The organism is Streptomyces sp. NPDC002537, assembly GCF_053594975.1.
This window is the reverse complement of record NZ_JBSFWT010000080.1, coordinates 1-26,054: the sequence shown is the minus strand read 5'-3', so window position 1 is coordinate 26,054 and position 26,054 is coordinate 1. Positions and strand designations below refer to the sequence as shown.

At 74.4% G+C, this 26,054-nt stretch carries 22 protein-coding genes; 14 read left to right on the top strand and 8 right to left on the bottom strand.

Annotated features, from left to right (window positions below):
* Window positions 1-283: 283 nt before the first annotated feature.
* Together ACWD4A_RS28195 and ACWD4A_RS28190 are read right to left on the bottom strand one after the other, a co-directional pair.
* The gene (locus ACWD4A_RS28195; protein WP_451198209.1) at window positions 284-1,111 is read right to left on the bottom strand and encodes a TetR family transcriptional regulator; all 828 of its coding nucleotides are present in this window, start codon (window positions 1,109-1,111) and stop codon (window positions 284-286) included.
* A gap of 100 nt (window positions 1,112-1,211) precedes the next feature.
* A complete protein-coding gene (locus ACWD4A_RS28190) occupies window positions 1,212-3,050 on the bottom strand; it encodes a 3-hydroxyacyl-CoA dehydrogenase family protein (RefSeq protein WP_451198208.1) in 1,839 nt (612 codons plus the stop codon).
* Window positions 3,051-3,396: 346 nt separating this feature from the next.
* Here ACWD4A_RS28190 and ACWD4A_RS28185 point away from each other — a divergent pair, with 346 nt between their 5' ends.
* On the top strand, window positions 3,397-3,990 hold the full coding sequence (locus ACWD4A_RS28185) for a HEAT repeat domain-containing protein (RefSeq protein ID WP_451198206.1): 594 nt from the start codon (window positions 3,397-3,399) through the stop codon (window positions 3,988-3,990).
* A gap of 12 nt (window positions 3,991-4,002) precedes the next feature.
* Here the strand turns inward: ACWD4A_RS28185 and ACWD4A_RS28180 are convergent, their stop codons facing one another.
* The 3 genes from ACWD4A_RS28180 to ACWD4A_RS28170 form a co-directional block, all read right to left on the bottom strand.
* On the bottom strand, window positions 4,003-6,453 hold the full coding sequence (locus ACWD4A_RS28180; RefSeq protein ID WP_451198204.1) for an MFS transporter: 2,451 nt from the start codon (window positions 6,451-6,453) through the stop codon (window positions 4,003-4,005).
* A gap of 297 nt (window positions 6,454-6,750) precedes the next feature.
* Window positions 6,751-7,194, bottom strand: coding sequence for an SRPBCC family protein (locus tag ACWD4A_RS28175; protein ID WP_451198203.1), 444 nt, complete (start codon window positions 7,192-7,194; stop codon window positions 6,751-6,753).
* A 104-nt stretch (window positions 7,195-7,298) separates the two neighbouring features.
* Entirely contained in the window at window positions 7,299-8,030 is a 732-nt protein-coding gene (locus ACWD4A_RS28170; protein ID WP_451198201.1) for a hypothetical protein, read from the bottom strand.
* A gap of 190 nt (window positions 8,031-8,220) precedes the next feature.
* Here ACWD4A_RS28170 and ACWD4A_RS28165 point away from each other — a divergent pair, with 190 nt between their 5' ends.
* Window positions 8,221-9,834, top strand: a complete 1,614-nt coding sequence (locus tag ACWD4A_RS28165) for a carboxylesterase/lipase family protein (RefSeq protein ID WP_451198199.1) — start codon at window positions 8,221-8,223, stop codon at window positions 9,832-9,834.
* A gap of 41 nt (window positions 9,835-9,875) precedes the next feature.
* The gene (locus ACWD4A_RS28160) at window positions 9,876-10,790 is read left to right on the top strand and encodes a GlxA family transcriptional regulator (RefSeq protein WP_451198198.1); all 915 of its coding nucleotides are present in this window, start codon (window positions 9,876-9,878) and stop codon (window positions 10,788-10,790) included.
* A 20-nt stretch (window positions 10,791-10,810) separates the two neighbouring features.
* Here ACWD4A_RS28160 and ACWD4A_RS28155 read toward each other — a convergent pair whose 3' ends face one another.
* A complete protein-coding gene (locus ACWD4A_RS28155; RefSeq protein WP_451198196.1) occupies window positions 10,811-11,176 on the bottom strand; it encodes a hypothetical protein in 366 nt (121 codons plus the stop codon).
* A 191-nt stretch (window positions 11,177-11,367) separates the two neighbouring features.
* On the opposite strand from ACWD4A_RS28155, the gene ACWD4A_RS28150 reads away from it, so the two are divergent.
* From ACWD4A_RS28150 to ACWD4A_RS28120, 7 genes are all read left to right on the top strand, one after another.
* Window positions 11,368-12,201: a M55 family metallopeptidase gene (locus tag ACWD4A_RS28150; protein ID WP_451198220.1), complete on the top strand. Its 834-nt coding sequence runs from the start codon at window positions 11,368-11,370 to the stop codon at window positions 12,199-12,201.
* Window positions 12,194-13,540 (top strand): M20/M25/M40 family metallo-hydrolase, encoded by a 1,347-nt coding sequence (locus tag ACWD4A_RS28145; RefSeq protein ID WP_451198194.1) that lies wholly within the window; start codon window positions 12,194-12,196, stop codon window positions 13,538-13,540. The genes ACWD4A_RS28150 and ACWD4A_RS28145 overlap by 8 nt, the downstream gene beginning before the upstream one ends.
* Window positions 13,541-13,581: 41 nt before the next feature.
* Complete coding sequence (locus tag ACWD4A_RS28140; protein ID WP_451198192.1) at window positions 13,582-15,564, top strand: dipeptidyl-peptidase 5; 1,983 nt, start codon at window positions 13,582-13,584, stop codon at window positions 15,562-15,564.
* Window positions 15,565-15,647: 83 nt separating this feature from the next.
* Complete coding sequence (locus tag ACWD4A_RS28135) at window positions 15,648-16,427, top strand: 2,3-dihydro-2,3-dihydroxybenzoate dehydrogenase (RefSeq protein WP_451198190.1); 780 nt, start codon at window positions 15,648-15,650, stop codon at window positions 16,425-16,427.
* An 88-nt stretch (window positions 16,428-16,515) separates the two neighbouring features.
* Window positions 16,516-17,148 (top strand): isochorismatase family protein, encoded by a 633-nt coding sequence (locus tag ACWD4A_RS28130; RefSeq protein WP_451198189.1) that lies wholly within the window; start codon window positions 16,516-16,518, stop codon window positions 17,146-17,148.
* Entirely contained in the window at window positions 17,145-18,623 is a 1,479-nt protein-coding gene (locus tag ACWD4A_RS28125; protein WP_451198187.1) for a condensation domain-containing protein, read from the top strand. Before ACWD4A_RS28130 ends, ACWD4A_RS28125 begins: the two co-directional genes overlap by 4 nt.
* Window positions 18,620-19,372 carry a 4'-phosphopantetheinyl transferase family protein gene (locus ACWD4A_RS28120; RefSeq protein WP_451198185.1) on the top strand — a complete coding sequence of 251 codons (753 nt, stop codon included), beginning with the start codon at window positions 18,620-18,622 and terminating at the stop codon, window positions 19,370-19,372. The genes ACWD4A_RS28125 and ACWD4A_RS28120 overlap by 4 nt, the downstream gene beginning before the upstream one ends.
* 7 nt (window positions 19,373-19,379) lie before the next feature.
* Here ACWD4A_RS28120 and ACWD4A_RS28115 read toward each other — a convergent pair whose 3' ends face one another.
* Window positions 19,380-19,988 (bottom strand): TetR/AcrR family transcriptional regulator, encoded by a 609-nt coding sequence (locus ACWD4A_RS28115; protein WP_451198184.1) that lies wholly within the window; start codon window positions 19,986-19,988, stop codon window positions 19,380-19,382.
* A gap of 227 nt (window positions 19,989-20,215) precedes the next feature.
* On the opposite strand from ACWD4A_RS28115, the gene ACWD4A_RS28110 reads away from it, so the two are divergent.
* Window positions 20,216-21,100, top strand: a complete 885-nt coding sequence (locus ACWD4A_RS28110; protein ID WP_451198183.1) for an NAD(P)-dependent oxidoreductase — start codon at window positions 20,216-20,218, stop codon at window positions 21,098-21,100.
* A 95-nt stretch (window positions 21,101-21,195) separates the two neighbouring features.
* Here the strand turns inward: ACWD4A_RS28110 and ACWD4A_RS28105 are convergent, their stop codons facing one another.
* The gene (locus ACWD4A_RS28105; protein ID WP_451198182.1) at window positions 21,196-21,771 is read right to left on the bottom strand and encodes a DUF4232 domain-containing protein; all 576 of its coding nucleotides are present in this window, start codon (window positions 21,769-21,771) and stop codon (window positions 21,196-21,198) included.
* A 105-nt stretch (window positions 21,772-21,876) separates the two neighbouring features.
* Between ACWD4A_RS28105 and ACWD4A_RS28100 the strand changes: the two genes are divergently transcribed.
* The 3 genes from ACWD4A_RS28100 to ACWD4A_RS28090 are packed head-to-tail and all read left to right on the top strand — an operon-like array spanning window position 21,877 to window position 25,882.
* Window positions 21,877-23,286, top strand: coding sequence for a CoA transferase (locus ACWD4A_RS28100; RefSeq protein ID WP_451198181.1), 1,410 nt, complete (start codon window positions 21,877-21,879; stop codon window positions 23,284-23,286).
* Window positions 23,287-23,332: 46 nt separating this feature from the next.
* Complete coding sequence (locus ACWD4A_RS28095) at window positions 23,333-23,896, top strand: GNAT family N-acetyltransferase (RefSeq protein ID WP_451198179.1); 564 nt, start codon at window positions 23,333-23,335, stop codon at window positions 23,894-23,896.
* Between the two features lie 15 nt (window positions 23,897-23,911).
* Window positions 23,912-25,882, top strand: coding sequence for a DUF5107 domain-containing protein (locus tag ACWD4A_RS28090; protein WP_451198178.1), 1,971 nt, complete (start codon window positions 23,912-23,914; stop codon window positions 25,880-25,882).
* Window positions 25,883-26,054 lie beyond the last annotated feature (172 nt).

Sequence of the window (26,054 nt, the reverse complement as noted above, 5' to 3'; positions counted from 1 at the left end):
GCAGGCGTCCGGACGCACAAGGTACTTGTGGGGACAGCCGGCGCGCGACGGTTGTGTCTGCGCGCCGGCCGCCCGGACACCCACAAGGTAGTGGCACCGGGTGCCAGGCGACAAGACACCGAGTGCCAACAATTTCTCTCAGATGTCATCCGCAGGGCACGTATGAGCGAACTCTGAGCATCCAAGGCGGCCACCCCTGGAGGGGCGGCCGCCTTGGATGTCCTGATCTGTCGTGATTTTTCCGTGAGTTGGTTCGCCCCGAGGTCGGGTCGTCAGTCCTTCTTCAGTCTTTCTTCAGGGCTTTCTCGATCGCCCGCATGACCTCGCCGAGCGGCGCGTCCGTACGGGCCACCGCCACCAGCACCTCGCCCTCGGTCCGGACCGAGGCGGGCCGTGGTTCCTGCCCGGAACGGCCCGCTCCGATGCCGCTGCCGAAGGTCTCCCGCACGATCGCGAACGCGTGGTCGAGCTGGGTCTCCACATCGCCCTCGCCGCCGCCGCGCAGCCAGCGCCGCAGCACGTGGTTGTGCGCCGTGACCACCGCCGACGCGGCGACCTCGGCGAGCAGCGGGTCGTCGTCGCCCACGTGGTGGGCGCGCTCGTCGAAGTGGCCGAGGAGATAGCGGGTGAACAGCCGCTCGTAGCGGGCCACCGAGGCGATCTCCCGCTCGCGGAGCGCGGGCACCTCCCGGGTCAGCCGGTAGCGCTCGACGGAGACCGCGGGGGAGGCCGCGTACATCCGCATGACCTCCTTGATCCCCCGGCAGACCGTGTCGAGCGGGTTCTCGTGCGGCGGGGCCGCGTCGAGCACCCCCGCGGCCCGGACGAGCGTGTCGTCGTGGTCGGGGAAGATCGCCTCTTCCTTGGAGCGGAAGTGACGGAAGAAGGTCCGGCGGGCCACACCGGCCGCGGCCGCGATCTCGTCGACGGTCGTCGCCTCGTAGCCCTTCGTCGCGAACAACTCCATCGCGGCCGCCGCGAGTTTGCGGCGCATGGTCAGCCGCTGGGCGGCGGCGCGGCGGCTGCCCGCGCTCTCGGTGCCGGCGCGCGGCTCTCGGGGTGGGGCGACGGCCGAGCGCGTGGTGCGGGCGGCCTTGTCGGGCTGGGGCATGTGGGGAACGTAACACGCGTCCGTATGGGTGTGCCGGGGCGGACCGCCGACCGGTTCGAGCAGCCCGCCCCATCCCGCGCCGTCCGGGAGCACCCACGGCTCAGCGCCGGGCGTACTCACGGAAGCCGCGTCCTGTCTTCCGTCCCAGGCAGCCCGCCGCCACCAGGTGTTCCAGCAGCGGCGCGGGCGCGAGTCCCGGATCGCGGAACTCCCGGTGCAGCACCTTCTCGATGGCCAGCGACACATCGAGCCCGACCACGTCCAGCAGCTCGAACGGACCCATCGGATAGCCGCCGCCCAGCTTCATCGCGGCGTCGATGTCGTCCAGCGTCGCGTAGTGCTCCTGCACCATCTTGATCGCGTTGTTGAGGTACGGGAACAGCAGCGCGTTGACGATGAACCCCGCCCGGTCGCCGCAGTCCACCGGGTGCTTGCGGACGCGGGCGCACACCGCGCGGACGGTGGCGTGCGCGTCGTCGCCGGTGAGGACCGTGCGCACCACCTCGACCAGCTTCATCGCCGGGGCCGGGTTGAAGAAGTGCATCCCGATGACGTCCTGGGGCCGCGACGTGGCACGGGCGCACGCGACCACCGGCAGCGACGAGGTGGTGGTGGCCAGCACCGTGCCCGGCTTGCAGACCTTGTCGAGCGTCGCGAACAGCTGCTGCTTGACCGTCAGGTCCTCCGCCACCGCCTCGACGGCCAGGTCCACCTCCGCGAAGGCGTCCAGCGAGCCCGCCGGGGTGATCGCGGAGAGGGCCTCCTCCCGCTCCGCCGGCGTCAGCCTGCCCTTCTCCACCGAGCGGGTCAGGGACTTCGCGATCCGGGCCTTCGCCGCCTCCGCCTTCTCCGCCGAGCGGGCCGCCAGGACCACCGCGTACCCCGCCTTGGCGAAGACCTCGGAGATGCCGCTCGCCATCGTGCCCGACCCGGCCACGCCCACGGCGCGCACCTCCCGCGCCGTGCCGCCGCCCGCGGCGGCCCCGCCCGGCGTCCGGGCGTCCGGCACCACGACCGCCGAGTCCGGCGCCTCGTACGTGTAGAACCCGCGCCCGGCCTTGCGGCCGGTCAGCCCCGCCTCGGCGAGCTGCCCGAGGACCGGCGCGGGCGCGTGCAGCCGGTCGTGGGAGGCGGCGTACATGGCCTCCAGGACCGTGCGGGCGGTGTCGACGCCGATCAGGTCCAGCAGGGCGAGCGGGCCCATCGGCAGCCCGCAGCCCAGCCGCATCGCCGCGTCGATGTCCTCGCGGGTGGCGTAGCGCGACTCGTACATCGCCGCGGCCTGGTTGAGGTAGCCGAACAGCAGCCCGTCGGCGACGAACCCCGGCCGGTCGCCGACCGCGACCGGCTCCTTGCCCAGCTCCCGGGCGAGCTCGGTCACGGCCGTCACCGCGGTGGGCGCGGTGAGCACCGAGGAGACGACCTCGACCAGTCTCATCGCCGGGGCCGGGTTGAAGAAGTGCAGCCCGAGGACGCGTTCGGGGTGCGCGGAGTCGGCCGCGAGCCGGGTCACGGACAGGGCGTTGGTGCCGGTCGCGAGGATCGCGTCGGGGCGGACCAGCGCGTCGAGGGCGGTGAACACCTCGTGCTTGAGGGCGTAGTCCTCCGGCACCACCTCGATCACCAGGTCGGCGGCCGCGGCGGCGGCGAGTTCACGGGCGGTGCGGAAGCGCGCGAGCACGGCCCGCCGCTCCTCCTCGGTGATCTTCTCGCGCCGCACCGCGCGGGCGGTCGCGGCCTCCAGCGCGCGGACGGCGTGCGCGGCCGCGGCCTCGGACACGTCGATGCCGATGACCTCGCGGCCCGCGCGGGCCAGCACTTCGGCGATGCCGGTGCCCATGGTGCCGAGGCCGACGACGGCCACGGTACGGACGGCCGCCGCGGGCGACTCGGAGCGGATGGGGGCAGGGGACGGCTCAGGGGTGGACGTACGGTCCATCGCGAGACTCCAGAAGGTGTTCCCCGTGCGCAGGGGATACGTCGGTTGAGTGCCGGTTGGGTGCGCGGACCATGGCGGGCCGCGACGTCCGTGGGATTTCCGGGTACGGGTAAGGAGCGCCCACGGAAGGGGAGTTGTACGAACGGCGGGCCCTGTCCCGGGGCCGTGCCGTGAGCGAGGAGCGCCGAACCGACGAACCGACTTGCGCGCGGCGGCTGCGTCACCAGGCCGCCCGAGCAGGGGTACTGCTCTTGCCGGGAGATTAACTCACGGGTAACCAAGAGCACCAGGGGAAGTGCGCGCGACTTACGATGTGGTTCCGGCCACTCGGGGAGGAGAGCGGGCAATGGAAGAGGAATTTCGGGCCCTGCTGAAGCGGGTGCGCGCCGAACTGGTCACCCCCGCCGAGTTCGCGGCCTTCGAGCGGCTGCTCGCGCTCGTCCGCTCCCACCGCGACGGGCGGCGCGACGAGCTCGCCGCGATCCTGACCGCCCCCGAACGGCCGCTGTGGGCCCGGGAGATCGCCGCCTTCGCGCTCGGCGCCGAGCACGACCGGAGGGCCTTCGAGACCCTCGTCCTGCTCCTCAACTACCGCGAGCCGGTACGGTGCGCCACCGCCGCGTTCGTCCTCGCCCGGCTCGGCGACCCCCGGACGGCCCGCGCGGCGGCCGCGCTCGCCACCAACCCGTTACGTACCGCCTACGCCCTGCACCCCGTGCGGCTGCTGACCGAGCTGCGGGCGCCGGAGTCCGTGCCCGCCCTGCTGGCCACCCTGGAGCGGCTGCTCGCCGCGCCGGACCACTGCTGGCCGGTCGCCCGCGCGTGCGTCGAGGGGCTGGGCGTCCTGGGCGACCGCCGGGCGGAGGACGTCCTGGTGGCGGCCCGCAACCACGACCGCCTCCGGGTGGCGGCCCGGCAGGCGCTGGCCCGCCTGGCATAGCCGCCCCCGGGGTCAGTCGGCGTGGCCCAGCTGGAGGTCCCGTTCCGTGCGGCCACCGCCCGCGACCTGGAGGACCGTCGCCACCGGCGGGTACCCGGCGGCGATGACCGTGTACTCACCCGCGGACAGGTCGACGAAGCGGAATGCGCCGTCCGGCCCCGTGGTCGCCGAGTCGACGACATTGCCCGCGGCGTCCAGCAGGGTGACGCGGGCGTCCTCGACGGGCCGCCCGCCGCCCGCCCGGACGACGCCCCGCAGCACCGCTCCGCCCGCGAGCTCGATGTCCTGGCGGGTCTCGCGGCAGGACTGGACGGTCACCGGCAGCGCCGCGGGCCGGAAGGCCGGGGCGCTGGAGGCGAGGGTGTACTCGCCGGCGACCAACTCCGAGATCACATAGCCGCCTTCGCGGCCGGTGCGGGTGGCGGAGACGACCTCCCCGTGCACATTGGTCAGGGTGACGAGCGCGTCGTGCACCGGGTTGCCGTCGGGGGTGAGCACGGTGCCCGCGAGGCGCCCGGCGCCGCCGAGGACGACGTCGAGGTCGACGGGCCGCTCGCCGACGGTGACGGTGACGGCCTGTGGCTGGTGGCCGCCCGCGGCGGCGATGAGGACGTACGAGCCGGTGCCGGGGGTGCTGAGCGCGTACCGCCCGTCCTCCCCGCTCGCGCCGCGCCCGATCTGCTGGCCGCGGATGTCGATGAGGGTGAGCGCGGCGCGCGGCACGGTGGTGCCGTCGGGGTGCTGGACGGTGCCCGTGACGGGGATGCCGGGGACGAAGTGCGCCGGACCGTCCTGGGGTTCGGCGCGCGCGGACGGGATGACGGGGGCTTCGGAGGCGTTGTGGGACACCAGGGGTTTCTCTTTCAGCAGGAAGGCGAGCAGAAAGCCGAGGACGAGCACCGGCACGAGGTAGAGGAAGATCCGCGGCATGGCGTCCGCGTAGGCCCGGACGTAGCCGTCGCGGATGGCCGGGGGCAGGGCGTGCACCAGCTGCGGGGTGATCGAGTCGACCGAGGGCAGCCCGGCGTCCCGCGGCAGTTCGGCGTGCAGCCGCTCCGCGAGGCGGCGGGCGAAGAGGGTGCCGAAGACGGCCGCGCCGACCGAACCGCCGATCTGCCGGAAGTAGTTGTTGGCGCTGGTCGCGCTGCCCAGGTCGGCGGGGTGGACGGAGTTCTGCACGGCGAGCACGAGGACGGGCAGGGCGAGCCCGATGCCGATGCCGAGGACGGCCATCCAGAGGCTGTAGACGGTCCGCTGGGTGTCGGTGTCGAGGTGGGAGAGGAGGTACATGCCCAGCGCGGAGAGGGCGCCCCCGACGACGGGGAAGGGCTTGTAGCGGCCCGTGCGGCTGATGAGCTGGCCGGTGACGACGGAGGCGAGGACGACGCCGCCCATCATGGGCAGCATCAGCAGCCCGGACTCGGTGGCGTCGGCCCCGTCGACCATCTGGAGGAACGTCGGGAGATAACTGGCGGCACCGAACAGCCCGACGCCCATGGCCGCGCCGACGATCCCGGTGACGTTGAAGGTCCGGTCCCGGAACAGGTGCGGGGGGATGATCGGCTCCGTGGCGACATGCTCGACCACGACGAAGAGGAGCGCCGTGCCGAGGGCGCCCGCGGCGAGCCCGACGATGACGCGGGACCTCCACTCGTACTCGGTGCCGCCCCAGGTGGTCAGCAGCACCAGACAGGTCGAGAACGCGATCAGCAGCAGCGCGCCGAAGATGTCGAACCGGGCCCTGCGGACCGGCGCCGGGAGCTTCAGCCCCAGGGCGACGACCACGAACGTGACCAGCCCGACGGGGATGTTGAGGTAGAAGCACCACCGCCAGGAGGCGTGGTCGGTGAAGAAGCCGCCGAGCAGGGGACCGGCGACCGAGGCGAGCCCGAAGGCCGCGCCGACGACGCCCATGAAGCGGCCGCGCTCCCGGGGCGGGACGATGTCGGCGATGATCGCCTGGACACCGATCAGCAGCCCGCCGCCGCCGATTCCCTGGACGGCGCGGTAGGCGATCAGCTCGTCCATGGTGCCGGAGTGGCCCGCGAGGGCCGAACCGGCGACGAAGACGACGATGGAGAAAAGGAAGACGCCCTTCCGTCCACAGAGGTCGCCCAGCTTGCCGTAGACCGGCAGCACGGCCGTGGAGCTCAGCAGGTACGCGGTGACCGCCCAGGACATCCGGTCGAGGCCGTGCAGCTCCCCGACGATCTTCGGGAGGGCGGTGGCCACGATGGTCTGGTCGAGCGCGGCGAGGAGCAGCGCGAGCATCAGGCCGACGAAGACGACACGGACGCGGGCCGGGCCCAGGCGGGGCTGCGGGTGTTCGGCGGCGGGGTCCGGCGCGGGGCGGAGGGGCGGCGGGCCGTCACCGAGCACGAGGGACGAACCGCCGTCCCTCGGCACCGGGGGCGGTGGTCCCTCGCTCTGCACCAAGGTGGTTCCGAATGTGGTCCCGCCCACGTACGACTCCCCTCATCGGGCCTGCATCGCCGCCCTTTTCTCGCATTTGAGCCCAACGGCTAGCAAGCGCGGCGATTGACCGGGGAGTGCCCCCTGTGCGGCTTTCGCGCCGGTCGGAGGCATACGGGACAGGGTGTGAGGGCTGGGGAAACCACCCGAAACGGTGAAGCCCGGACCCTTGCGGTCCGGGCTTCCACCGACTGTTTTCGCTCGGCTTCGGGGCTGGTTCCTGATCGGTTCGGTATCGGTCGGTATGGCTTCCGACCGCTTGCCGACCGGTTCCCCGCTACTCGGCGACTACTTCTCGACCTCCGCGGCGAGGTTGGTGAGCACGGCGTCATAGATGCGGCCGAGACCCTTGGGGGCGAAGGTGCGCTCGAAGAACCCACCGATGCCGCCCGCGCCGTTCCACACCGTGGTGACGACGGCCCTGGCCTTCCCCTCGCCCGCCGGGGTGACCGTCCAGGTGGTGACCATCGAGGAGTTGAGGTCCTTCTCGACCAGCTGCCCGGTGGTGGGCTCGGTGACGTCCAGCAGGCAGTCGCGGACGCGCTTGCTGGTGGCCTGGAGCTTCCAGTGCACCTGGGTGCCCTCGCCGTCGCCGCCCTTGCGCACCTCGTACTCGCTGAAGTGCTCGGGGAGCAGCTTGGCGCGGGTGCCGCTGTAGTCGGCGAGCGCGTCGAACACCTCCTCCGGGTCCGCCGCGATGATCCGCTCCGTGGTGGCCTCGACCTGGCCCATGGCTGTCCTCCCGGACGTCGTGCGTTGTCCCTGCGGAGCTCAGCCAACCACCAACCGGATCGCCGCCCAAATCGGGTGCCCCCGTGGACGCGTGCGCGTGAACCCTACGCCGGATTCGGGCTGTCGCCGTCCAGCAGAAGTTGCGGTTCCTGGGCGAAGGCCCATCCGTCGCCCGACCGCACCAGCACCCACACGAGGTCGAACCGGTCGTCCGGCCACGCGCGCGGCGGCTCGGGCCGCACGGTCCCGAGCCCCTTCACGATCGTCGGGATTGCATGGTGCTCCCAGGACACCAGCGTGCATCCCCGCCGCCGGGCGATCTCCTTGGCCAGTGCCGTCTCGTCGCCCGTCCGGTGCGTGAGGTTCGCCCGCACCCCCAGCTTCGCCGCCAGCGGCGCCACCGTCTCGCTCGGGCGCAGGCCCGTCTCCCCGGAGTGCGGGCCCGCGGCGTAGACGGCGTCCGGCCGCCGGAATCCCTTGCGCAGCGGGGTGCCGCCGTCGGGGGCGAACAGGCCCACCAGCGCGCCCGCCCGCTGCCAGCCGCGCACGAGGAGGGCGTGGTCGTTCTTCTCACCGTCCTCGGCGATGCCGAAGGGGGCCTTCTTCCCGTTCTCCTTCGGCTTCTCGCCATGCCGGATGATCATGATCGTGTCGGCGCCCGACTTGGCGCCGTCGGCGACAGCGGACGCGGCGGCGGACTCCTCCGACTTCCCCGCCGCCGACTTGTCCTTGCTCGTGCCGCAGCCGGCCGTCAGGGCTCCGGCGGCGGTCATCGCACCGCCGAGGGTGATCATCCGCAGCAGGGCGCGGCGCGGTGCCGCCGGGGCATTGTCCATTACTCAGCTCCTTGGGACGAGGGCGCATCGGTTCCGTACGCGCCTCCATGGTCATCTCTACCCCGGATTCCCTCGGGCAGGTGATGGCCCGAGTCGGCGGTTTCCCTGATTCTGGACGAGATTTGGGTGAGTCCATGGGTTCGGCACCGCCGGAGGAGCCGGCGGGGCAGCCGGCCGGAGAGGGGAACGGGTGTTCTTCCGGAGCAGGACGCGGCGTGGCCGCCGCCGTACCGTGGCCGCGACGGCCGCGGCGCTGATGCTCGTGGGCGCGCCCGCGGCCGCCGGGAAGGCGCCGGGCGACGGCCGGGCCGACTGCGTCGCGCGGACCTCGCTGGGCGCGGTGCGGGGTGCCTCCGGGGACGGCGTCTGCGCGTACCTCGGCGTGCCGTACGCCGCGCCGCCCACCGGCGCCCGGCGCTTCCGGCCGCCCGAGCCGCCCGCGCCCTGGAAGGGCGTCCTCCCGGCGGACCGGCCGAAGCCGCCCTGCCCCCAGGACCTCTCCGACGGGGACGGCAGCGGCGTCGAGGACTGCCTGCACGTCAACGTGTGGTCCCAGCGGACGCCCGGCGCGCACCGGCCCGTCATGGTCTTCGTGCACGGCGGGGAGGACGTCTACGAGTCGGCGGGCGACGCCCTCGACGACGGCGCGGCCCTGGCCGCCCGCGGTGACGAGGTCGTGGTCTCCGTCGACTACCGCCTGGGCATCCTCGGCTGGACGGAACTCGGGCAGCTGGACCGCGCGTACGCCGGATCGGGCAACAACGGCCTGCGGGACGAGATCGCCGCGCTCTCCTGGGTGCGCGACCACGTCGGCGCCTTCGGCGGCGACCCGGGGAACGTCACCGTCTTCGGGCAGTCGGCGGGCGCCGTCGCGATCGACGCGCTCCTCGCCGGGGACCGCCCGGAGCGGCTGTTCCACCGCGCCGTCGTGGAGAGCGGCCCCGCGAACGCGGTGCACACCGCCCGCTCGGCGCTGGCCCACGCCGACCGGGTCCTCCAGACCGGCGGCATCCACGGCGTCGGCGACCTCGACGCCCTGTCCACCCGGCAGATCCTGGAGCTCCAGCGGAAAGTGCGCACGGGCCTGCCGGGCCTCACCGGCGCCGTGTTCTTCACCCCGTACGTCGACGGTTCGCTCGTGCCCGGCCCGGTGCTCGACCGGATCGCCGCGGGCAGCGCCCGGCACGTCGACGTCATGACAGGCACCAACACCAACGAGACCGACTTCTGGGCCCTGTTCACCCCCGACCTGCTCAAGCTCCCGCTCAGCGCCTACCCCGGCTTCCCGCCCGTCCTCGCGGACCGCAAGCAGCACATGTACGACGTCTACGCGGCGGACCGCCCGGGGCTGAGCGAGGGCCGGGTGGTGAACGCCATGCTCACCGACCAGGTCGAGCGGATGCCCATGCTCCGGCTCGCCCAGGCGCAGTCCCGCTGGCGCCCCTCCTACGTCTACCAATTCGACTGGCACGTCCCCTACGCGGCGGGCGTCCCCGACGCCCAGAACCTCGGCGCCATGCACCAGTTGGAGATGCCCTTCGTCTTCGGCAACCTCGACCTCGACTGGGTGCCGCGCGGCAAGGAGACCGTGGCCGCCCAGCGGCCCGCCCTCACCCGCCTCTCGCACGCCATGGAGGACTCCTGGACGGCCTTCGCCCGCCTCGGCACCCCTGGCTGGCGCCCGTACGACCCGGCCGACCGCGCCACCCGGATCTGGAACCTGACCTCCCGTGTCGAGCGCGCCCCCCTCGACGGCGAGCGCGCCCTCTGGGACGACTACTCCTTCCCCGCCGGAGACTCCTGACCCCACCCGCCGGACCGCCACCGCAGAGGAGCTGACCGACCGTGACACGGGTCGTCTTCCTGCTCGTCCCGCAGCTGCACCTGCTGGACCTCGCCGGGCCCGCCCAGGTGTTCTCCACCGCGGCCGACCTCGGGTACCACCACGCCCTGGCACACGTGGCGGAGCGGGAGGACGTCCCCACCGCCCAGGGCGTGACGCTCCGGGCCGCCGTCGAGTGGCCGGAGCTCACACCGGACGACCTCGTCGTCGTGCCCGGGTGGCGCGCCCGCACCCTGCGCGACAACGGCGCGCTCACCGCCGCGACACTGGGACGGCTGGCCGCCCACCACGCGGCGGGCGGCACGGTCGCCAGCGTGTGCGCGGGCGCGGACGCCCTCGGCAGGGCCGGGCTGCTCGACGGGCGCCGCTGCACCACCCACCACGACCTCCAGGACGAACTCGCCCTGCGCCACCCCCGGGCGAAGGTCGTCCGCGACGTGCTCCACGTCCTCGACGACCGCGTCGCGACCTCCGCGGGCGTCGCGAGCGGCATCGACCTCGCGCTCCACCTCGTGGCCGCGCGGTCCGGCCCGGCCGCCGCCGCCCGCGTCGCGCGCTCCATGGTCGTCTACGCCCGCCGCAACGGCGACGGGCAGCAGAACGGCGCCATGCTGCGGCACCGCGCCCACCTCAGCGACGCCGTCCACCGGGCACAGGACCTGATCGACTCCCGGTTCACCGACCGGCTCGCCCTCGCCGCGCTCGCCGGGGCCTGCGGCCTCAGCGAGCGCACCCTCACCCGCCGCTTCACCGCCGCCACCGGCCTGACCCCGCTCCGCTACCAGCAGGAGCTCCGGGTCGAGCGCGCCGAACACCTCATCGCCCAGGGCTCGACCGTCGAGGCGGCCGCCCGCGCGGTCGGCTTCCAGGACGCGCGGATGCTGCGCCGCCTCCGCGGCAGGGCGGCCGCGCGGTGACCCCCGGCCGCCCGCCGCGGTCAGCTCGCGAACCGCACGCCGCGGGCCGCCACGTTCCCGACCGCCGTCCGCGGCGCCAGCGTGCCCAGCCGCCGGACGCAGTGGCTGTCCGCGTAGTAGTACGCCCGGCTGCCCGTCCCGTTGACGATCCGGCGGACCTCGGTGTGCCCGCCGGAGAGCAGCTCGATGCACTGGCCCGCCTGCGGATTCTCGGTGCGTTGCCGCACCGTCTCGGGGAGACAGACCGTCCCGGCCACACCGGTGCCCGCCCGGCACCGCTCGTACTCCACGGTGAGCGCCCCGTTCGCGGCGCGCGCGCCCGGACACAGCCCGGCGATCAGCAGCAGGACGGGCACAACGGTGCCCAGGGCATGGCGAATACGCATCGGTATCCCCTCAACAGACGGTGTACTCCGGGTGCGTACAGCTATCCACGCGCCCCGGCCGCGCGGGGGGATTCACTCGTCGGTGGGCGCTGCGCCGGCCCGTGCCCCGCACCCGGAGCGGCGGCCCCGGGCGAAAAGTACCCGCCGGCACCCGTGCGCCCGGCCCCCGCCTGCGATATCACTGACGCATGGTGAAGATCCTGATCTCCGCGGACATGGAGGGCGCCACCGGCGTCACCTGGCCAGCAGACGTACTGCCCGGCACGCCGCAGTGGGAGCGGTGCCGCCACATGTTCACGTCCGACGTGAACGCCGCCGTCGTCGGCTTCTTCGCGGGCGGGGCCGACGAGGTCCTCGTCAACGAGGCGCACTGGAGCATGCGCAACCTCCTGCTGGAGCAGCTGGACGAGCGCGTCGAGATGCTCACCGGCAAGCACAAGACGCTCAGCATGGTCGAGGGCGTCCAGCACGGCGACGTCGACGGCATCGCCTTCGTCGGCTACCACGCGGCCGCGGGCGCCCAGGGCGTCCTCGCGCACACCTATCTCGCCAACCAGCTCACCGGCGTCTGGGTGGACGGCGCGCGGGCCAGCGAAGGGTTGCTCAACTCTCTGGTCGTCGCGGAATACGGTGTGCCCGTGGTGCTGGTGACGGGTGACGACCGGACCTGCGAGGACGCCAAGGGCTATGCCCCCGGGGCCCGTTCGGTCGCCGTCAAGGACTGTGTCTCGCGGTACGCGGCGGTGTGCCGCCCGCCGGCGCGCACGGCCGCGCAGATCAGGGACGCGGCCCGGGAGGCCGTTCCGCTGGCGGTGCGGCACGAGCCGGTCCGGGGCGGGCCGTTCACCATGGAGCTGGAATTCGACGCCGAGCACCTCGCCGGGGCCGCGACCTGCGTCCCGGGCGTGGAGCAGAGCGGCGAGCGCCGGGTCGCCTACACCACGCCGACCATGTACGAGGGCATTCGCTGCTTCAAAGCGGTCACGACCGTCGTGTCGGCCGCCGTGGAGGAAGAATATGGCTGAGACCGGAGCGGCCGGAGTGGAACGCATCGACGGACGGGCCCTGGACGAGGCGGTGCGCTTCACCTCGGAGCTGATCCGCATCGACACCACCAACCGCGGCGGCGGGGACTGCCGGGAGCGCCCGGCCGCCGAGTACGTCGCCGAACGGCTGGCGGAGGCGGGCCTGGAGCCCCTCCTGCTGGAGAAGGAGCCGGGCCGGACGAACGTCGTCGCCCGGATCGGGGGCACCGACCCGCGGGCCGACGCGCTGCTCGTGCACGGCCACCTGGACGTGGTGCCCGCCGAGCCCGCCGACTGGTCCGTCCACCCGTTCTCCGGCGAGGTGCGCGACGGGGTGGTGTGGGGCCGGGGCGCGATCGACATGAAGAACACCGACGCGATGGTCCTGGCGGTGGTCCGGGCCTGGGCGCGCGCCGGGGTCCGGCCGCGCCGCGACATCGTACTGGCCTTCACCGCGGACGAGGAGGACACCGGCGTCGTCGGGTCCCGCTTCCTCGCCGACGAGCACCCCGGCCTGTTCGAGGGCTGCACGGAGGGCATCGGCGAGTCCGGCGGCTACACCTTCCACGCGGGCCCGCGGCTGCGGCTCTACCCGGTGGCGGCGGGGGAGCGCGGCACCGCCTGGCTCAGGATGACCGCGCGCGGCACCGCGGGCCACGGCTCGAAGGCCAACAAGGACAACGCGGTCGCCGCGCTCACGGCCGCCGTCACCCGCGTCGCCGAGCACACGTGGCCGCTGCGGCTCACCCCGACCGTCCGGGCGGCGCTGCTGGAGATCGCCGCGCTGCACGGCATCGACACCGACCCGGACGCCCCGGACTTCGACGTGGAGGACCTGCTCGGCAAGCTCGGCCCGGCCGCCGCGCTGCTCGCCCCGACGCTGCGCAACAGCGCCAACCCGACGATGCTGCAGGCCGGGTACAAGGTCAACGTCATCCCCGGCCTGGCCGTCGGCCACGTGGACGGCCGGACGGTGCCGGGCGGCAGGGAGGAGTTCGTCGCGACCCTCGACCGGCTCACCGGCCCGGACGTGGACTGGGAGTTCTACCACGACGAGGACGCGCTCCAGGCCCCCGTCGACTCCCCGCTGTTCGCGAGGATGCGCGCCGCGCTCGAACGCTTCGACCCGGACGGGCACGCGGTGCCCTTCTGCATGTCGGGCGGCACGGACGCCAAGCAGTTCGCCCGCCTGGGCATCGTCGGCTACGGCTTCGCCCCGGTCCGGCTGCCGCACGGCTTCGACTACCAGGCGCTCTTCCACGGCGTCGACGAACGGGTCCCGGCCGACGGCCTGCACTTCGGGGTCAGGGTGCTCGACCACTTCCTGCTGGACCTCTGACCCACCACCCCCCTTTGTTTCTATGAGGAGATGTGACGAGCATGGTGTCCACGGCGCCCTACGGAGCCTGGCAGTCGCCCATCGAGGCCCGGCACGCGGCGGACGGCAGCGGCAGACCGGACTACGTGGACACGGTCGGCGACGAGGTGTGGTGGGTGGCCCCACGCCCGGCGGAGGCGGGCCGCTACACCCTGGTGCGGCGGCGGCCCGGCGGCGGCGAGACCTCGGCGCTCGCCGCGCCCTGGAACGTGCGCAGCAGGGTCATCGAGTACGGCGGCCGCCCCTGGGCGGCCGTGCCCCGGCCCGACGGCGGCCCGCTGCTGGTCTTCGTCCACTTCGCCGACCAGCGGCTGCACGTCCACGAGCCCGACGCGCCGGACGGCGGCGCGCCCCGGCCCCTGACACCGGTCTCCCCGGTCGGCGGCGGGCTGCGCTGGGCCGACCCCGTGCTGCTCCCGGAGCGCGGCGAAGTGTGGTGTGTGCTGGAGGAGTTCACGGGCGAGGGGCCCACCGACGTCCGCCGGGTGCTCGCGGCCGTGCCCCTGGACGGCTCGGCGGCCGAGGACCGGGGCGCGGTCCGTGAACTGACCGACGACTCCCACCGCTTCGTGACCGGGCCGCGGCTCTCCCCGGACGGCGGGCGGGCGGCCTGGATCGCCTGGGACCACCCGCGGATGCCGTGGGACGGCAGCGAGCTGAAGACCGCGCGGGTCACCGCCGACGGCCGCCTGACCGATGTGCGCACGGTGCTGGGCGGGCCGGCGGAGTCCGTCGCCCAGGCCGAGTGGGGGCCGGACGGCGCGCTGCTCGCGGTGACCGACCGCGGCGGCTGGTGGAATCTGCACCGCGTCGACCCGGACACCGGACACAGCGTCAACATCTGCCCGCGGGCGGAGGAGTTCGGGGGCCCGCTGTGGCATATGGGGGAGCGCTGGTTCGCACCGCTGGCCAACGGCCTGATCGCCGTGGTGCACGGCAGGGGCGCCGCGGTCCTCGGCATACTCGACCCCGCGACCGGTGAGATCGCGGACGCGGCCGGGCCCTGGACGGAGTGGGCCCCGACCCTGGGGGTGAGCGGTTCCCGGGCCGTCGGCGTCGCGGCGGGCACCCGGACCGCGTACGAGGTGGTGGAGCTCGACACCTGCACCGGCAGGGCCCGCGCGATCGGCGCCCGGCACACCGACACCGTGGACCCCGCCTACTACCCCGAGCCGTCGGTCCGTACCTTCGCCGGACCGGGCGGCCGGGAGATCCACGCCCATGTGTACCCGCCGCACAGCCCCGACCACGCGGCGCCCGACGGCGAGCTGCCGCCGTTCGTGGTGTGGGCGCACGGCGGGCCCACCGGCCGCTCCCCGCTCGTGCTCGACCTGGAGATCGCCTACTTCACCTCGCGCGGCATCGGCGTCGCCGAGGTCGACTACGGCGGCTCGACGGGCTACGGCCGGGAGTACCGCGACCGGTTGCGCGGACAGTGGGGCACGGTCGACGTCGAGGACTGCGCGGCCGTCGCCGCGGCGCTCGCCGACGAGGGCACCGCGGACCGGGCACGGCTGGCGATCCGCGGCGGCAGCGCGGGCGGCTGGACGGCGGCCGCGTCGCTCGTCTCCACCGGCCTCTACGCCTGCGCCGCCATCGCGTATCCCGTGCTGGACCTGCTGAGCTGGGCCCGGGGCGGTACGCACGACCTGGAGTCCCGCTATCTGGAGACGCTGGTGGGCCCGCTCTCCGAGGACCTCTACCGCGAGCGCTCGCCGCTGTACGGGGTGGACCGGATCTCGGCGCCCTTCGTCCTGCTCCAGGGGCTGGAGGACCCGGTCTGCCCGGCCGGGGAGAGCGAGCGCTTCGCGGCGGCGATGGCCGGGCGGGGCGTGCCGTACGCGTACCTCACCTTCGAGGGGGAGGGGCACGGCTTCCGCCGCACCGACACCATGGTCCGGGCGCTGCACGCGGAACTCTCCCTCTACGCGCAGACCTTCGGGGTGACGGTGCCGGGCATACCCGTCCTGGAGCTCGTGCGGTGAGCGGACGGGCGGGCTCCGATCGGCACGACCCGTCATGTAAGGTAAGCCTTACCTTAGTCGGTAGCGGAATCGAGGGAGCCGCCGTGCAGCAGTCAGAACTCTCCGGCCGCGTCGCGCTGGTGACCGGCGCCGGACAGGGCATAGGCGAGGCCGTGACCCGCGCCCTCGTCGCACAGGGCGCGCGCGTCGCGGCCCTCGACCGCACCCCGGACGGCATCGAGCGCCTCGCGGCCGAATTCGGCCCCGGCACCGTCACCGCCCACACGGCCGACGTCACCGACGGCGCCGCCGTCGAAGCCGTCGTCGACGAGGTCGAACGCGCCGTGGGCCCGCTCGCCATCCTCGTCAACGTCGCCGGAGTGCTCCGCCCGGCCCCCGTCGTCGAGATCGCCGACGAGGAATGGGCCCGCACCTTCGCCGTCAACTCGACCGGCGTCTTCCACACGTCACGGGCCGTCGCCCGCCGGATGGCCGGACGCCGCGCCGGATGCATCGTCACCGTCGGCTCCAACGCCGCCGGAGTGCCCCGCACCGGCATGGCCGCGTACGCCGCCTCCAAGGCCGCCGCCACCATGTTCACCAAATGCCTCGGACTGGAGCTGGCCCGCAGCGGCGTCCGCTGCAACGTCGTCTCGCCCGGCGCCACCGACACCGCCATGCAACGCGACCTGTGGTCCGACGAACAGGCGGCCCGACGTGCCGTGGAGGGCGACCCGGCCGCCTACCGCGTCGGCATTCCGCTCGGCCGCATCGCCGAACCCTCCGACATCGCCGAGGCCGTGACCTTCCTGGTCTCCGACCGCGCCCGGCACATCACCATGCACGACCTCTACGTCGACGGCGGCGCCACGCTGCGCGCCTGACGGACCCTCACCGGCCGTCCCGGCCCCGTACGACCGAGCGGGGCGCGCCCCGAGCGCCCCGCTCCCTCCCCCCATCCGAAAGGCCGCCATGGCACTGCCCGCCATCGCCCCCTACCCCATGCCGCGCGCCGACGACCTGCCCGCCAACAAGGTCGGCTGGACCGCTGACCCGGACCGCGCCGTCCTGCTCGTCCACGACCTCCAGAACCACTTCCTCGGCGCCTTCGCGGCGGGCGAACCGCCCCTCACCGAACTCCTCGCCAACGTCCGCACGCTCAAGGGGAGATGCGAGCGGCTCGGCGTCCCTGTCGTCCACACCGTCCAGCCCGGCGGCCAGACCCCCGCCGAACGCGGCCTCCAGCAGGACTTCTGGGGGCCCGGCGTACCGGACGACGAGCACGCGCGGGCCATCGCCCCCGCCGTCGCCCCCACCGGCCACGACACCGTGCTGACGAAGCGGAAGTACAGCGCCTTCGCCCGCACCGACCTCGCCGGACGCCTCGCGGCACAGGGCCGCGACCAACTGGTCGTCGTCGGCGTGTACGCGCACATCGGCGTCATGACGACCGCCTGCGACGCCTGGGCGCACGACGTCCAGCCCTTCCTCGTCGCCGACGCCGTCGCCGACTTCTCCGCCGAGGACCACGCCATGGCGCTGCGCTGGGCGGCCGCCACCTGCGCCGTGGTCACCACCACCGACCGCCTCTTCGAAGGGGCGTGACCACCGTGACCCTCACCCTCGAACAGCGCCGGCAGCGCGGCCGCCGCACCGCCGACCCCCGGCCGGCCGTACGCACCCCGGACCGCCCGCCCGTCCCCGGAACCCGGCGCCCGCCCGCGCCCCTGCCGCTGACGGCGGCTCAGGCGGGCATGTGGACCGACCGGCCCGACCCCGCCAGCCCCGCCCTCGGCACCGCCGGCTACCTGGAGATCCACGGCCCGTTGCACACCACCCTGTTCGCCGAGGCGCTGCACCGCACGGTGACCGAAGCGGAAGCCCTGCGCGTACGCATCGTGGACACGCCCCAGGGCGTACGGCAGCTCCTGCCGAACCCCGGACGGAGCGTCAACCCCCTTGCGCAAGGCGTGCCTTCGGCCCGTCGGACGCCGGGCGCCCTCCACCTCGCGGACCTCCGCGACGCGCCCGACCCGGACGCCGCCGCACAGGCGTGGATGCGAGCCGACCTGGCCACCCCCTTCGACCTCGCGGACGGCCCGCTCTTCACCCACGCCCTCCTCCGCACGGGCAGGAACCGCTGGCTGTGGTACCAGAAGGCGCACCACGCCGTCCTCGACGGCCACGGCCACGGTCTCGTCGCCCGCCGTGCCGCCACGGTCTACTCCGCGCTCGCCACGCACCAGGCCCCCGGCCCCACCCCCTTCGGCCCGCTCGCCGCCCTCGCCGACGAGGAGGCCGCCTACCGCGACTCCCCGCGCCGCGCCCGCGACCGCGCCCACTGGCTCGGCGGGCCCGCGGGCGGCAGCGGGGCCCCGACCCTGGCCGGACGCACCGCGCCGCCGTCCCCCACCTCCCTGCGCAGCACCGCCCGCCTCGCGCCCGCGACGGCCGACGGGCTGCGCCGCCTGGCCGCGTCCGTGCGGGCCACCTGGAAGGACGCCGTCTGCGCCGCGCAGGCGTACGACCTCGCGCGCGTCACCCGCGGCGAGGACGTGGTGCTGGCGGTGCCCGTGATGGGCCGGACGGGATCCGTCGCCCTGCGCACCCCCGGCATGGCCATGAACGTGCTGCCGCTGCGGCTGACCGTCGCCCCCGGCACCACCTTCGCCGAACTCACCCACCAGGTCGTCCTCGGCATCCGGGACCTCCGCCGCCACCAGGGCCTCCGGCACGAGGACCTCCGCCGGTCCGTCACCGGACCGCGCGTCAACTTCCTTCCGCCCGGCACCGGTCCGGCCTTCGCGGGTGTCCCCTCCACCGCGCACAGCCTCGCCGCCGGGCCCGTCGACGACCTCACCGTGCACATCCAGGAAGCCCCCGCCCCGCTCGTCGCGTACGAGGCCAACCCCGCCCTCTACGACCGGGACGGCCTCGCCGCCCACCACGCCCGCTTCCTCGCCCTGCTGGCCGACCTCACCCGCGGCGACCCGCACCGCCCGCTCGCGGACCTCCCCGTGCGTGAAGACTCCGGCCTCGGCGGATGCCGCCGCCGAGGCCGGTCCGGAGGCCGTGGGTGACCGGTAGCCTGGGGGACCGGTCGCCCACGGGAGAACAGCCGATGGACAAACGCGGCGGTCACGCGCCCCGGTCGCTCGGCGACGCCCCGCCGCCCGGCCCGTGGACCCCAGGGCCGCCGCACGTGTGGCTCCTGCGGATCGCCGACGGCCCGGCCGCGCCACCGGAGGAGTACGAGCGGGTGCTGGACGACCGGGAGCGGGCCCGCGCCGCCGCGTTCGTCCGCGACCGGCTCCGGGAGCGCTATGCCGCGAGCCACCTCGCGCTGCGGCGGCTCCTCGGCGCGTACCTCGGGGCCGACCCGGCGGCGGTCGTGCTGACGCGTGAGCCGTGCCCCGGCTGCGGCGGGCCGCACGGCCGTCCCGCGGTGGCCGGAGCCCCCTTCCACTTCAATCTGTCGCACGCAGGTGACCTCGCGCTCTTCGCCTTCGCGGACACTCCGGTCGGGGCCGACGTGGAGGAGGAACAGCCGCCCGGCGCGGTCGCCGAGGTGGCGCGGGCGCTCCACCCCGACGAGACCGCCGAACTGGCCGCGCTCCCCGAGGCGGAGCGCGCGGCGGCCTTCGCGCGGTGCTGGACGCGCAAGGAGGCGTATCTCAAGGGCACCGGAAGGGGGCTGTCCGAACCCCTCTCCGCGGCTTACGTCGGCACCGGCCCGGACCCGGTCGCGCCGCCCGGCTGGTCCCTGACGGACATCGTGGTGGGGGCCGGCCACGCCGCGGCGATCGCCGTCGCCGCCCCGCGCGACTGACGGTCCGTCAATCAGGCCGCCGGGTGGCCAGGTCGAAGGTCCGCCCCACCTCGTCGGCGTACGCCGCCAGGTCCAGCTCCGGCCGGGTCTCCAGGAGCAGCGGGAGGCCCTCCAGGCAGCTCTGGGCGAGCGAGGCCACGACGACGGGGTCGAAGTCGCCGAACTCCCCCCGGGCCCGGCCGTCGCGCAGGATGGCCTCGACGGGCGCCCGCGCGCGGTCGCGCGCGTCCGCGGCGAACGGGAAGCCGCTGTTGGTGAAGATCGCCACCAGCGCGCTCGTCTGGACGCGATGGCCGCCGATGAACTCGATGTTGGCCCGCAGGAAGGCGAGGAGGGTGCCCCGGGCGGTCGTCTCGTCCCGTGTCCGCACCGACACGAACCGCCCCAGCGCGGCGAGGATCGTCGACGTCACCTCGCCGATCAGCTCCTGTTTGTTCTTGAAGTGATAGGTGATCACACGAGTGCTCGGCAGCTCCGCCCGCTCCGCGATCCGCGCGAACGACGCCCCCACCAGCCCGTAGTCGGCGATGGTCTGCGTGGCCGCCCACACGATCCGCGCCCGCCGGGCGACGGCCTGTCCGGCCATACGCACCCGCTCCGCCTCGGTGACACTCATGAACGAATCATTCCGGGCCCGAACGGGGAAGGCAATGGGCTCCGTCTGTCAACGAGGCTTGTGGAACGCGGCCGTTCATGCCCTTGGCGGACCGTACCGCGCGGGCGGGTGTGCGGTAAGCGGTGGGGCGGGCTGTTGTGGACGGACCGCCCATACATGGGTAGAAACCGTCCCGTCGGGGGAGCATTCGGTGGTCAGCGAGTGAATCCAGTCGAGGGGGGCGTCAATTGGACGCGAAGGTGACCGTGCTCGGTCTGGGGGCGATGGGCGGGGCGCTGGCGGGTGCGCTCGTGTCCGCGGGCCACCGGACGACCGTGTGGAACCGTACGCCGGGCAAGGCGGCGGACCTGCTCGGCAAGGGCGCCGTGGAAGCGGCGTCGGCCGCCGCGGCCGTGGCCGCGAGCCCGCTGGCCGTGGTCTGTCTGACGGACTACGGCGCCGTGCGCGAGGTCCTCGGCCCGCTGGGCGGCGACCTCGCGGGCCGTACGCTCGTCAACCTCACCTCCGGCTCACCGCCGGACGCGCGGGAGACGGCCGCCTGGGCGGAACGGCACGGTGCCGACTGTCTGGACGGCGTCGTCATGGCGACCCCGCCGGGCATCGGCGACCCCGAGTCCCTCCTGCTCTACGGCGGCCCCCGGGGCGCCTTCGACGCGCACCGCGAGACGCTCGCCGCGCTGGGCGACCCGGTGTACCTGGGTACCGACCCGGCCCTGCCCTCGGTGTACGACACGGCCCTGTTGGGGCTCCTGTGGTCCACGCTGACCGGCTGGCTGCACAGCGCGGCACTCATCGGCGCGGACGGCCCCGGCGGCGGGGTCCCGGCGACGGCGTTCACGGACGTGGCCCTGCGCTGGATGCGCACGGTCGGCACCTTCATGGCCACGTACGCCCCGCAGATCGACTCCGGCCACTACCCGGGCGAGGGCTTCCCCCTGGACCTCCACCTCATGACCATGGAAACCCTCACGCACGCGAGCGAACTCCGGGGAGTCACCCCCGACTTACCCGAGCTCCTCAGGAACCTGGTGGCCCGCGCGGTCGAAGCGGGCCACGGCGAGGACAGCTATGCACGCCTGATCGACTTCCTCCGCGCCGGCCGCCCCGATTGACGCGGCGGCCGGTCGAACCGGGCCCCGGTCGGCAGGCCGAAGTGCCGTATACGGCAGGCGCGTTCCCCACCGCCGGGCCGGAAATTCCGTGCGTCCTACGAGGACCGGGGGCGGGCCCAGGGGCTGGTGGTGAGTTTGCCCGTCGTGCCCAGGTCGATCGTCTCGGCGACGGCCTGGCGGGCCGCGCCCGGGGCCGGGGCGACGGACAGGTAGGCGCCGTTCGCCGGAGGCTTCGTCACATCCGTCACGGTGTTCCGCCACGTCAGGCCCGCGACGGCCCGCTCGCCCGGCCGCAGGGCCACCGGCATGGACTCGGTGGGGAAGCCCTTCAGGTCGGTGACGTCCGAGGAGCCGTGCTCGACGGTGACGTCCAGCGGCTTGCGGTCGCCGTCGAGCACGCGGACGTCCGGGTAACCGCTCACCGTCCGGTGCGACGTACCGCAGTTGACCAGCTCGACCGTCATCACCCGCAGCCCCATCGCGGCGTCGACCGCGCCCGCCCGGACCGTCAGACCGGACTCGGGGCACGCCGGTGGGCTGGTGGGTGACGGCTCCGGCAGTGGTACCGGTTCCGGCGCCTTCGCGCACGCCGCGAGCAGGCCCGCCGTCGCGAGCAGCACAGCCGCGCCGCGGAGCGGGCGACGGGATATCGGGGACAGTGTCGGATGCATCCCGGCATCGTCCCATTCGGGTACCCCCGGTACGCACCCAGCCCCTTTCGGTCCGGCCCGGGGAAACGCTGGCGGCGGCCCCGGGCCCGGTGTCACACTGCGGAGATGATCAAGCGATCGACCGACGCGGTCCACCGCGCCTGGGGCGCGCTCGGCGGTGACCCGGCGCTCACGGAAGCCGTCACGTACGGCGGGCCCGACGCCGCCACGCTGCCTTCCACGCTGCCCGTCAGGGAGTTCGCGCGGGCCACCGTCGCCGTCTGCGCGCTCGCCGCCGCCGAGTCGGCGGCGGCCCGGCGGGGCGGGCGCGTGCCGCCGACGGTCACGGTGGACGACGGAGCAGTTGCCACCGCGTTCGTCAGCGAGCGGCACCTGCGCGTCGACGGGCGGGCCGCGAGCTCCTTCGCGCCGCTCTCCCGGTTCTGGCGCACCGCGGACGGCTGGGCCCGTACGCACGCCAACTACCCGCACCACCGCGCCCGTCTGCTCGCCGCGCTGGACATCGCCGACACGGGCGCCGACGAGGCGCTCGCCGCCCGGATCGCCGCCGCGCTCGCGGAGCGGCGGGCCGGTGACGTGGAGGAGGCGGTGTACGCGGCGGGCGGGCTCGCCGTCGCCGTCCGTACGCCCGGCGAGTGGGCCACCCACCCCCAGGGCGCGGCCGTCGCGGCCCGGCCCCTGCTGTCCCTGGACCGCGTCGGGCCCGGACCCGCACGCGAACTGCCCGCAGCGCGGGCCGGACTGCCCGCGCACGGACTGCGCGTGCTCGACCTCACCCGGGTCATCGCCGGCCCCGTGGCCACCCGCACGCTCGCGCTGCTCGGCGCGGACGTGCTGCGCGTCGACTCACCGGACCTGCCGGAGAGTCAGGAGGCGCACAACGACACGGGGTTCGGCAAGCGGTCGACCGTACTCGACCTCGCGCGGCCCACGGACCGCACCGCCTTCGAGGAACTGCTCGGCACCGCCGACGTCGTCGTGACCGGCTACCGTCCGGGCGCCCTGGACCGCCTCGGACTGTCCCCCGAGGCACTCGCCGAGCGCCGCCCGGGGCTGGTGATCGGGCAGTTGAGCGCCTGGGGCACCTACGGGCCGTGGGGCGACCGGCGGGGTTTCGACAGCCTGGTCCAGGCGGCCTGCGGCATCGCCGTCACCGAGGCCGGACCCGATGGCAACCCGGGCGGGCTGCCCGCGCAGGCCCTCGACCACGGCACCGGATACCTGCTCGCGGCGGCCGTGCTGCGGGCCCTCACCGAGCGGCACGCGAACGGCGGTACGCACCTCGCGCGGTGCGCGCTCGCCCAGACGGCGGCGTGGCTCAGCGGCGGCGGCACGGGCGAACGCGACGCGGGAGAGCCGGACGGTGCCCACGAGCCGGAGGAGTGGCTGCGGGAAACGGACGGCCCGATGGGACGGATGCGGTACGCGGCCTCGCCCGTGACGGTGGAGGGTGAACAGGTGGACTGGCGGCGGCCACCGGGGGCGTGGGGGACCGATGCGGCGGAGTGGGTCTGATCACGTGACCGGCAACGATGTCGGCCCCCGCCCCTACGATGAATCCGTGTCCGATCACCACGACCGAGGCCCTTACCTCGCCCGCGGCCCCCGGGTCGCCCTCCGCGCCCTCACCCACGCCGACGCGGCCGAGTTCACCGGCCTCGTGCGTGCCAGTACACAACTGCACCACCCGTGGCTGTCGATGCCCGCGACCGACGCCGCCTTCGCGGGCTATGTCGACCGCCTCGACGCCCAGCAGTCCGTGGGCCTGCTCGTCTGCCTGCCCGAGGCGGACGGCGCCATGGCCGGATTCGTCAACGTCAACAACATCGTCCGCGGCGCCTTCCGGAGCGGCTACCTCGGCTACGGCGCCTTCGCGCCCACCGCCGGGCGCGGATACCTGACCGAGGGCCTGGGGCTCGTGCTCCGCCACGCCTTCGGCCCGCTGGGACTGCACCGGCTGGAGGCCAACGTCCAGCCCGGCAACGCGGCATCACTGGCACTGGTCAAGCGACACGGCTTCCGCCTGGAGGGGTTCTCGCCCGACTACCTCTTCATCGACGGGGCATGGCGCGACCACGAACGCTGGGCGATCACCGCCGACATGATCGAGGCTGTCCAGACCTGAGAGGACGAGGTTGCCGTGCCCACGACCATCAGACGCGCCGTGCTGTCGCTCCCCGCCGCCCCGCTGGGCCCGGAGAACCCGCTGCCCGCGCTGCTGCCCCCGCCCGGACCGCACCACCTCGACGCGGCGCGGCGCGCCCGGCTGCCCGCCGCCATGGCCCGCCAGATCGGCTACGGCCAGCTCCGCTCCGTGCTGCCCGTACGGCGCCGCGACGGCTACACCCGTGAGCGCACGCCCACCGACGTGGAGGCGGTCGTCATCGAGAACGACCGGCTGCGCGCGACGGTCCTGCCCGGACTCGGCGGCCGCGTCCACTCCCTGGAGCACAAGCCGACGGGCACCCAGCTGCTCTACCGCAACCCGGTCGTCCAGCCCGCCGAGTTCGCGCTCAACGGCGCCTGGTTCTCCGGCGGCATCGAATGGAACATCGGCGCGACCGGCCACACCCCGCTGTCCACGGCCCCGCTGCACGCCGCCCGGGTGCCCGCGCCCGGCGGCGGCGAGATGCTGCGGCTGTGGGAGTGGGAGCGCATGCGCGACCTGCCGTTCCAGGTCGACCTGTGGCTGCCCGACGACTCCGACTTCCTGTACGTGGGCGTGCGCGTCCGCAACCCCCACGACCGGCCCGTCCCCGTCTACTGGTGGTCCAACATCGCCGTGCCGGAGACCCCCGCCGGCCGCGTCCTCGCCCCCGCCGACGAGGCCTGGCACTTCGGCTACGACCGCAGCCTGCACCGCGTCCCCGTACCCGGATCCGACGGCGCCGACCGCACGTACCCGCTGCGCAGCGAGCACGCCGCCGACTTCTTCTACGAGGTGCCCGACGGCGCGCGCCGCTGGATCGCCGCCCTGGACGCGGACGGCCGCGGCCTGGTGCAGACCTCCACCGACCTGCTGCGCGGCCGCAAGCTCTTCGTCTGGGGCGCGGGGCGCGGCGGCCGCCGCTGGCAGGAGTGGCTGACCGAGCCCGGCACCCCCGGCTACGCCGAGATCCAGGCAGGCCTCGCCCGTACCCAGCTCGAACACGTACGGCTCGAAGCGGAAGGGGAGTTCGCCTGGCTGGAGGCGTACGGGCCGCTGGCCGCCGACCCGGACACCGTGCACGGCGCCGACTGGGCCGCCGCCCGGAGCGAGGCCGAGGCCCGGCTGGAGGCGGCGCTGCCGCGGGCCGACGTCGACGCGGCGTACGCCGCCTGGCGCCCGTACGCCGACCTCGACCCCAAGGAGACCCTGGCCACGGGCTCCGGCTGGGGCGCCCTCGAGGTCGAGCGCGGCCGCTTCGACCTGCCCGGCACGCCCTTCGACCCGGCCACGCTCGGCGAGGAGCAGCGGCCCTGGCTGGAACTGCTGCGCTCCGGCTACATGTCCCCGCCGCGGCGGGAACTCCCGGCGCCCACGCTGGTGTCGCCCTACTGGCGCGACCAGTTGGAGACCGCCGAGACCGGCAACGCCCTCTACGACCGCCATGTCGCCTACCACTTGGGCGTCGCCCGCTGGCACGCGGGGGACCGCTCGCAGGCGGTCCGCAGCTGGGAGCAGATCGCGGACGGCCACTGGCCCTCGATGCGCTGCCTCGCCGTCGCCGACCAGCAGGACGGGCACCCCGAGCGGGCCGCGACCCGCTTCCTGGCCGCCTTCGAAGGCGCCTGCGACGTACGGCACGACGGTCCCGAATGGACGGCGGCGACGGCCGCGCTCGGACGGGAGACGATCGAGGCACTCCTCGCCGTCGGCAGGGCGGACGAGGCCGCGGCCGTCCTGGCCCGCCTGCGCCCAGCCCTCCACGAGCGGGGCCGCTTCCGACTGCTGCGGGCCCGCGTCCTGCTCGCCCAGGGCGATGTCGCGGGCGCCCGCGACATCTTCGAGCGCGGCTTCGAGGTCGACGACCTGAGGGAGGGGGACGACGTTCTGACCCGGACGTGGACGTCGATCGCTCCGGGGGAGCGGTTGCCTCGGCGGTATGACTTCCGTATGCGACCGGATTGACACGGTCGTTGCCGCTTGCGGGCCGGTTTGCCGCCTGCGGCGGGGGCGGGCTCCCTGCGGGGGCGTGCCCCGGATACCGGCTGCGGGTCGTCTTGCCGCCTGCGGCGGGGGCGGCCTGCGGCCGCGTCCTCAAACGCCGGACGGGCTGATTTTGCTGGCGTAGTCCGCAACC

Excerpts from the sequence above, each read along its gene's own strand:
- ACWD4A_RS28195 (WP_451198209.1), bottom strand. The coding sequence starts at position 1,111 with ATGCCCCAGCCCGACAAGGCCGCCCGCACCACGCGCTCGGCCGTCGCC.
- ACWD4A_RS28190 (WP_451198208.1), bottom strand. The coding sequence starts at position 3,050 with ATGGACCGTACGTCCACCCCTGAGCCGTCCCCTGCCCCCATCCGCTCC.
- ACWD4A_RS28185 (WP_451198206.1), top strand. The coding sequence starts at position 3,397 with ATGGAAGAGGAATTTCGGGCCCTGCTGAAGCGGGTGCGCGCCGAACTG.
- ACWD4A_RS28175 (WP_451198203.1), bottom strand. The coding sequence starts at position 7,194 with ATGGGCCAGGTCGAGGCCACCACGGAGCGGATCATCGCGGCGGACCCG.
- ACWD4A_RS28170 (WP_451198201.1), bottom strand. The coding sequence starts at position 8,030 with ATGGACAATGCCCCGGCGGCACCGCGCCGCGCCCTGCTGCGGATGATC.
- ACWD4A_RS28155 (WP_451198196.1), bottom strand. The coding sequence starts at position 11,176 with ATGCGTATTCGCCATGCCCTGGGCACCGTTGTGCCCGTCCTGCTGCTG.
- ACWD4A_RS28145 (WP_451198194.1), top strand. The coding sequence starts at position 12,194 with ATGGCTGAGACCGGAGCGGCCGGAGTGGAACGCATCGACGGACGGGCC.
- ACWD4A_RS28140 (WP_451198192.1), top strand. The coding sequence starts at position 13,582 with ATGGTGTCCACGGCGCCCTACGGAGCCTGGCAGTCGCCCATCGAGGCC.
- ACWD4A_RS28130 (WP_451198189.1), top strand. The coding sequence starts at position 16,516 with ATGGCACTGCCCGCCATCGCCCCCTACCCCATGCCGCGCGCCGACGAC.
- ACWD4A_RS28115 (WP_451198184.1), bottom strand. The coding sequence starts at position 19,988 with ATGAGTGTCACCGAGGCGGAGCGGGTGCGTATGGCCGGACAGGCCGTC.
- ACWD4A_RS28105 (WP_451198182.1), bottom strand. The coding sequence starts at position 21,771 with ATGCATCCGACACTGTCCCCGATATCCCGTCGCCCGCTCCGCGGCGCG.
- ACWD4A_RS28100 (WP_451198181.1), top strand. The coding sequence starts at position 21,877 with ATGATCAAGCGATCGACCGACGCGGTCCACCGCGCCTGGGGCGCGCTC.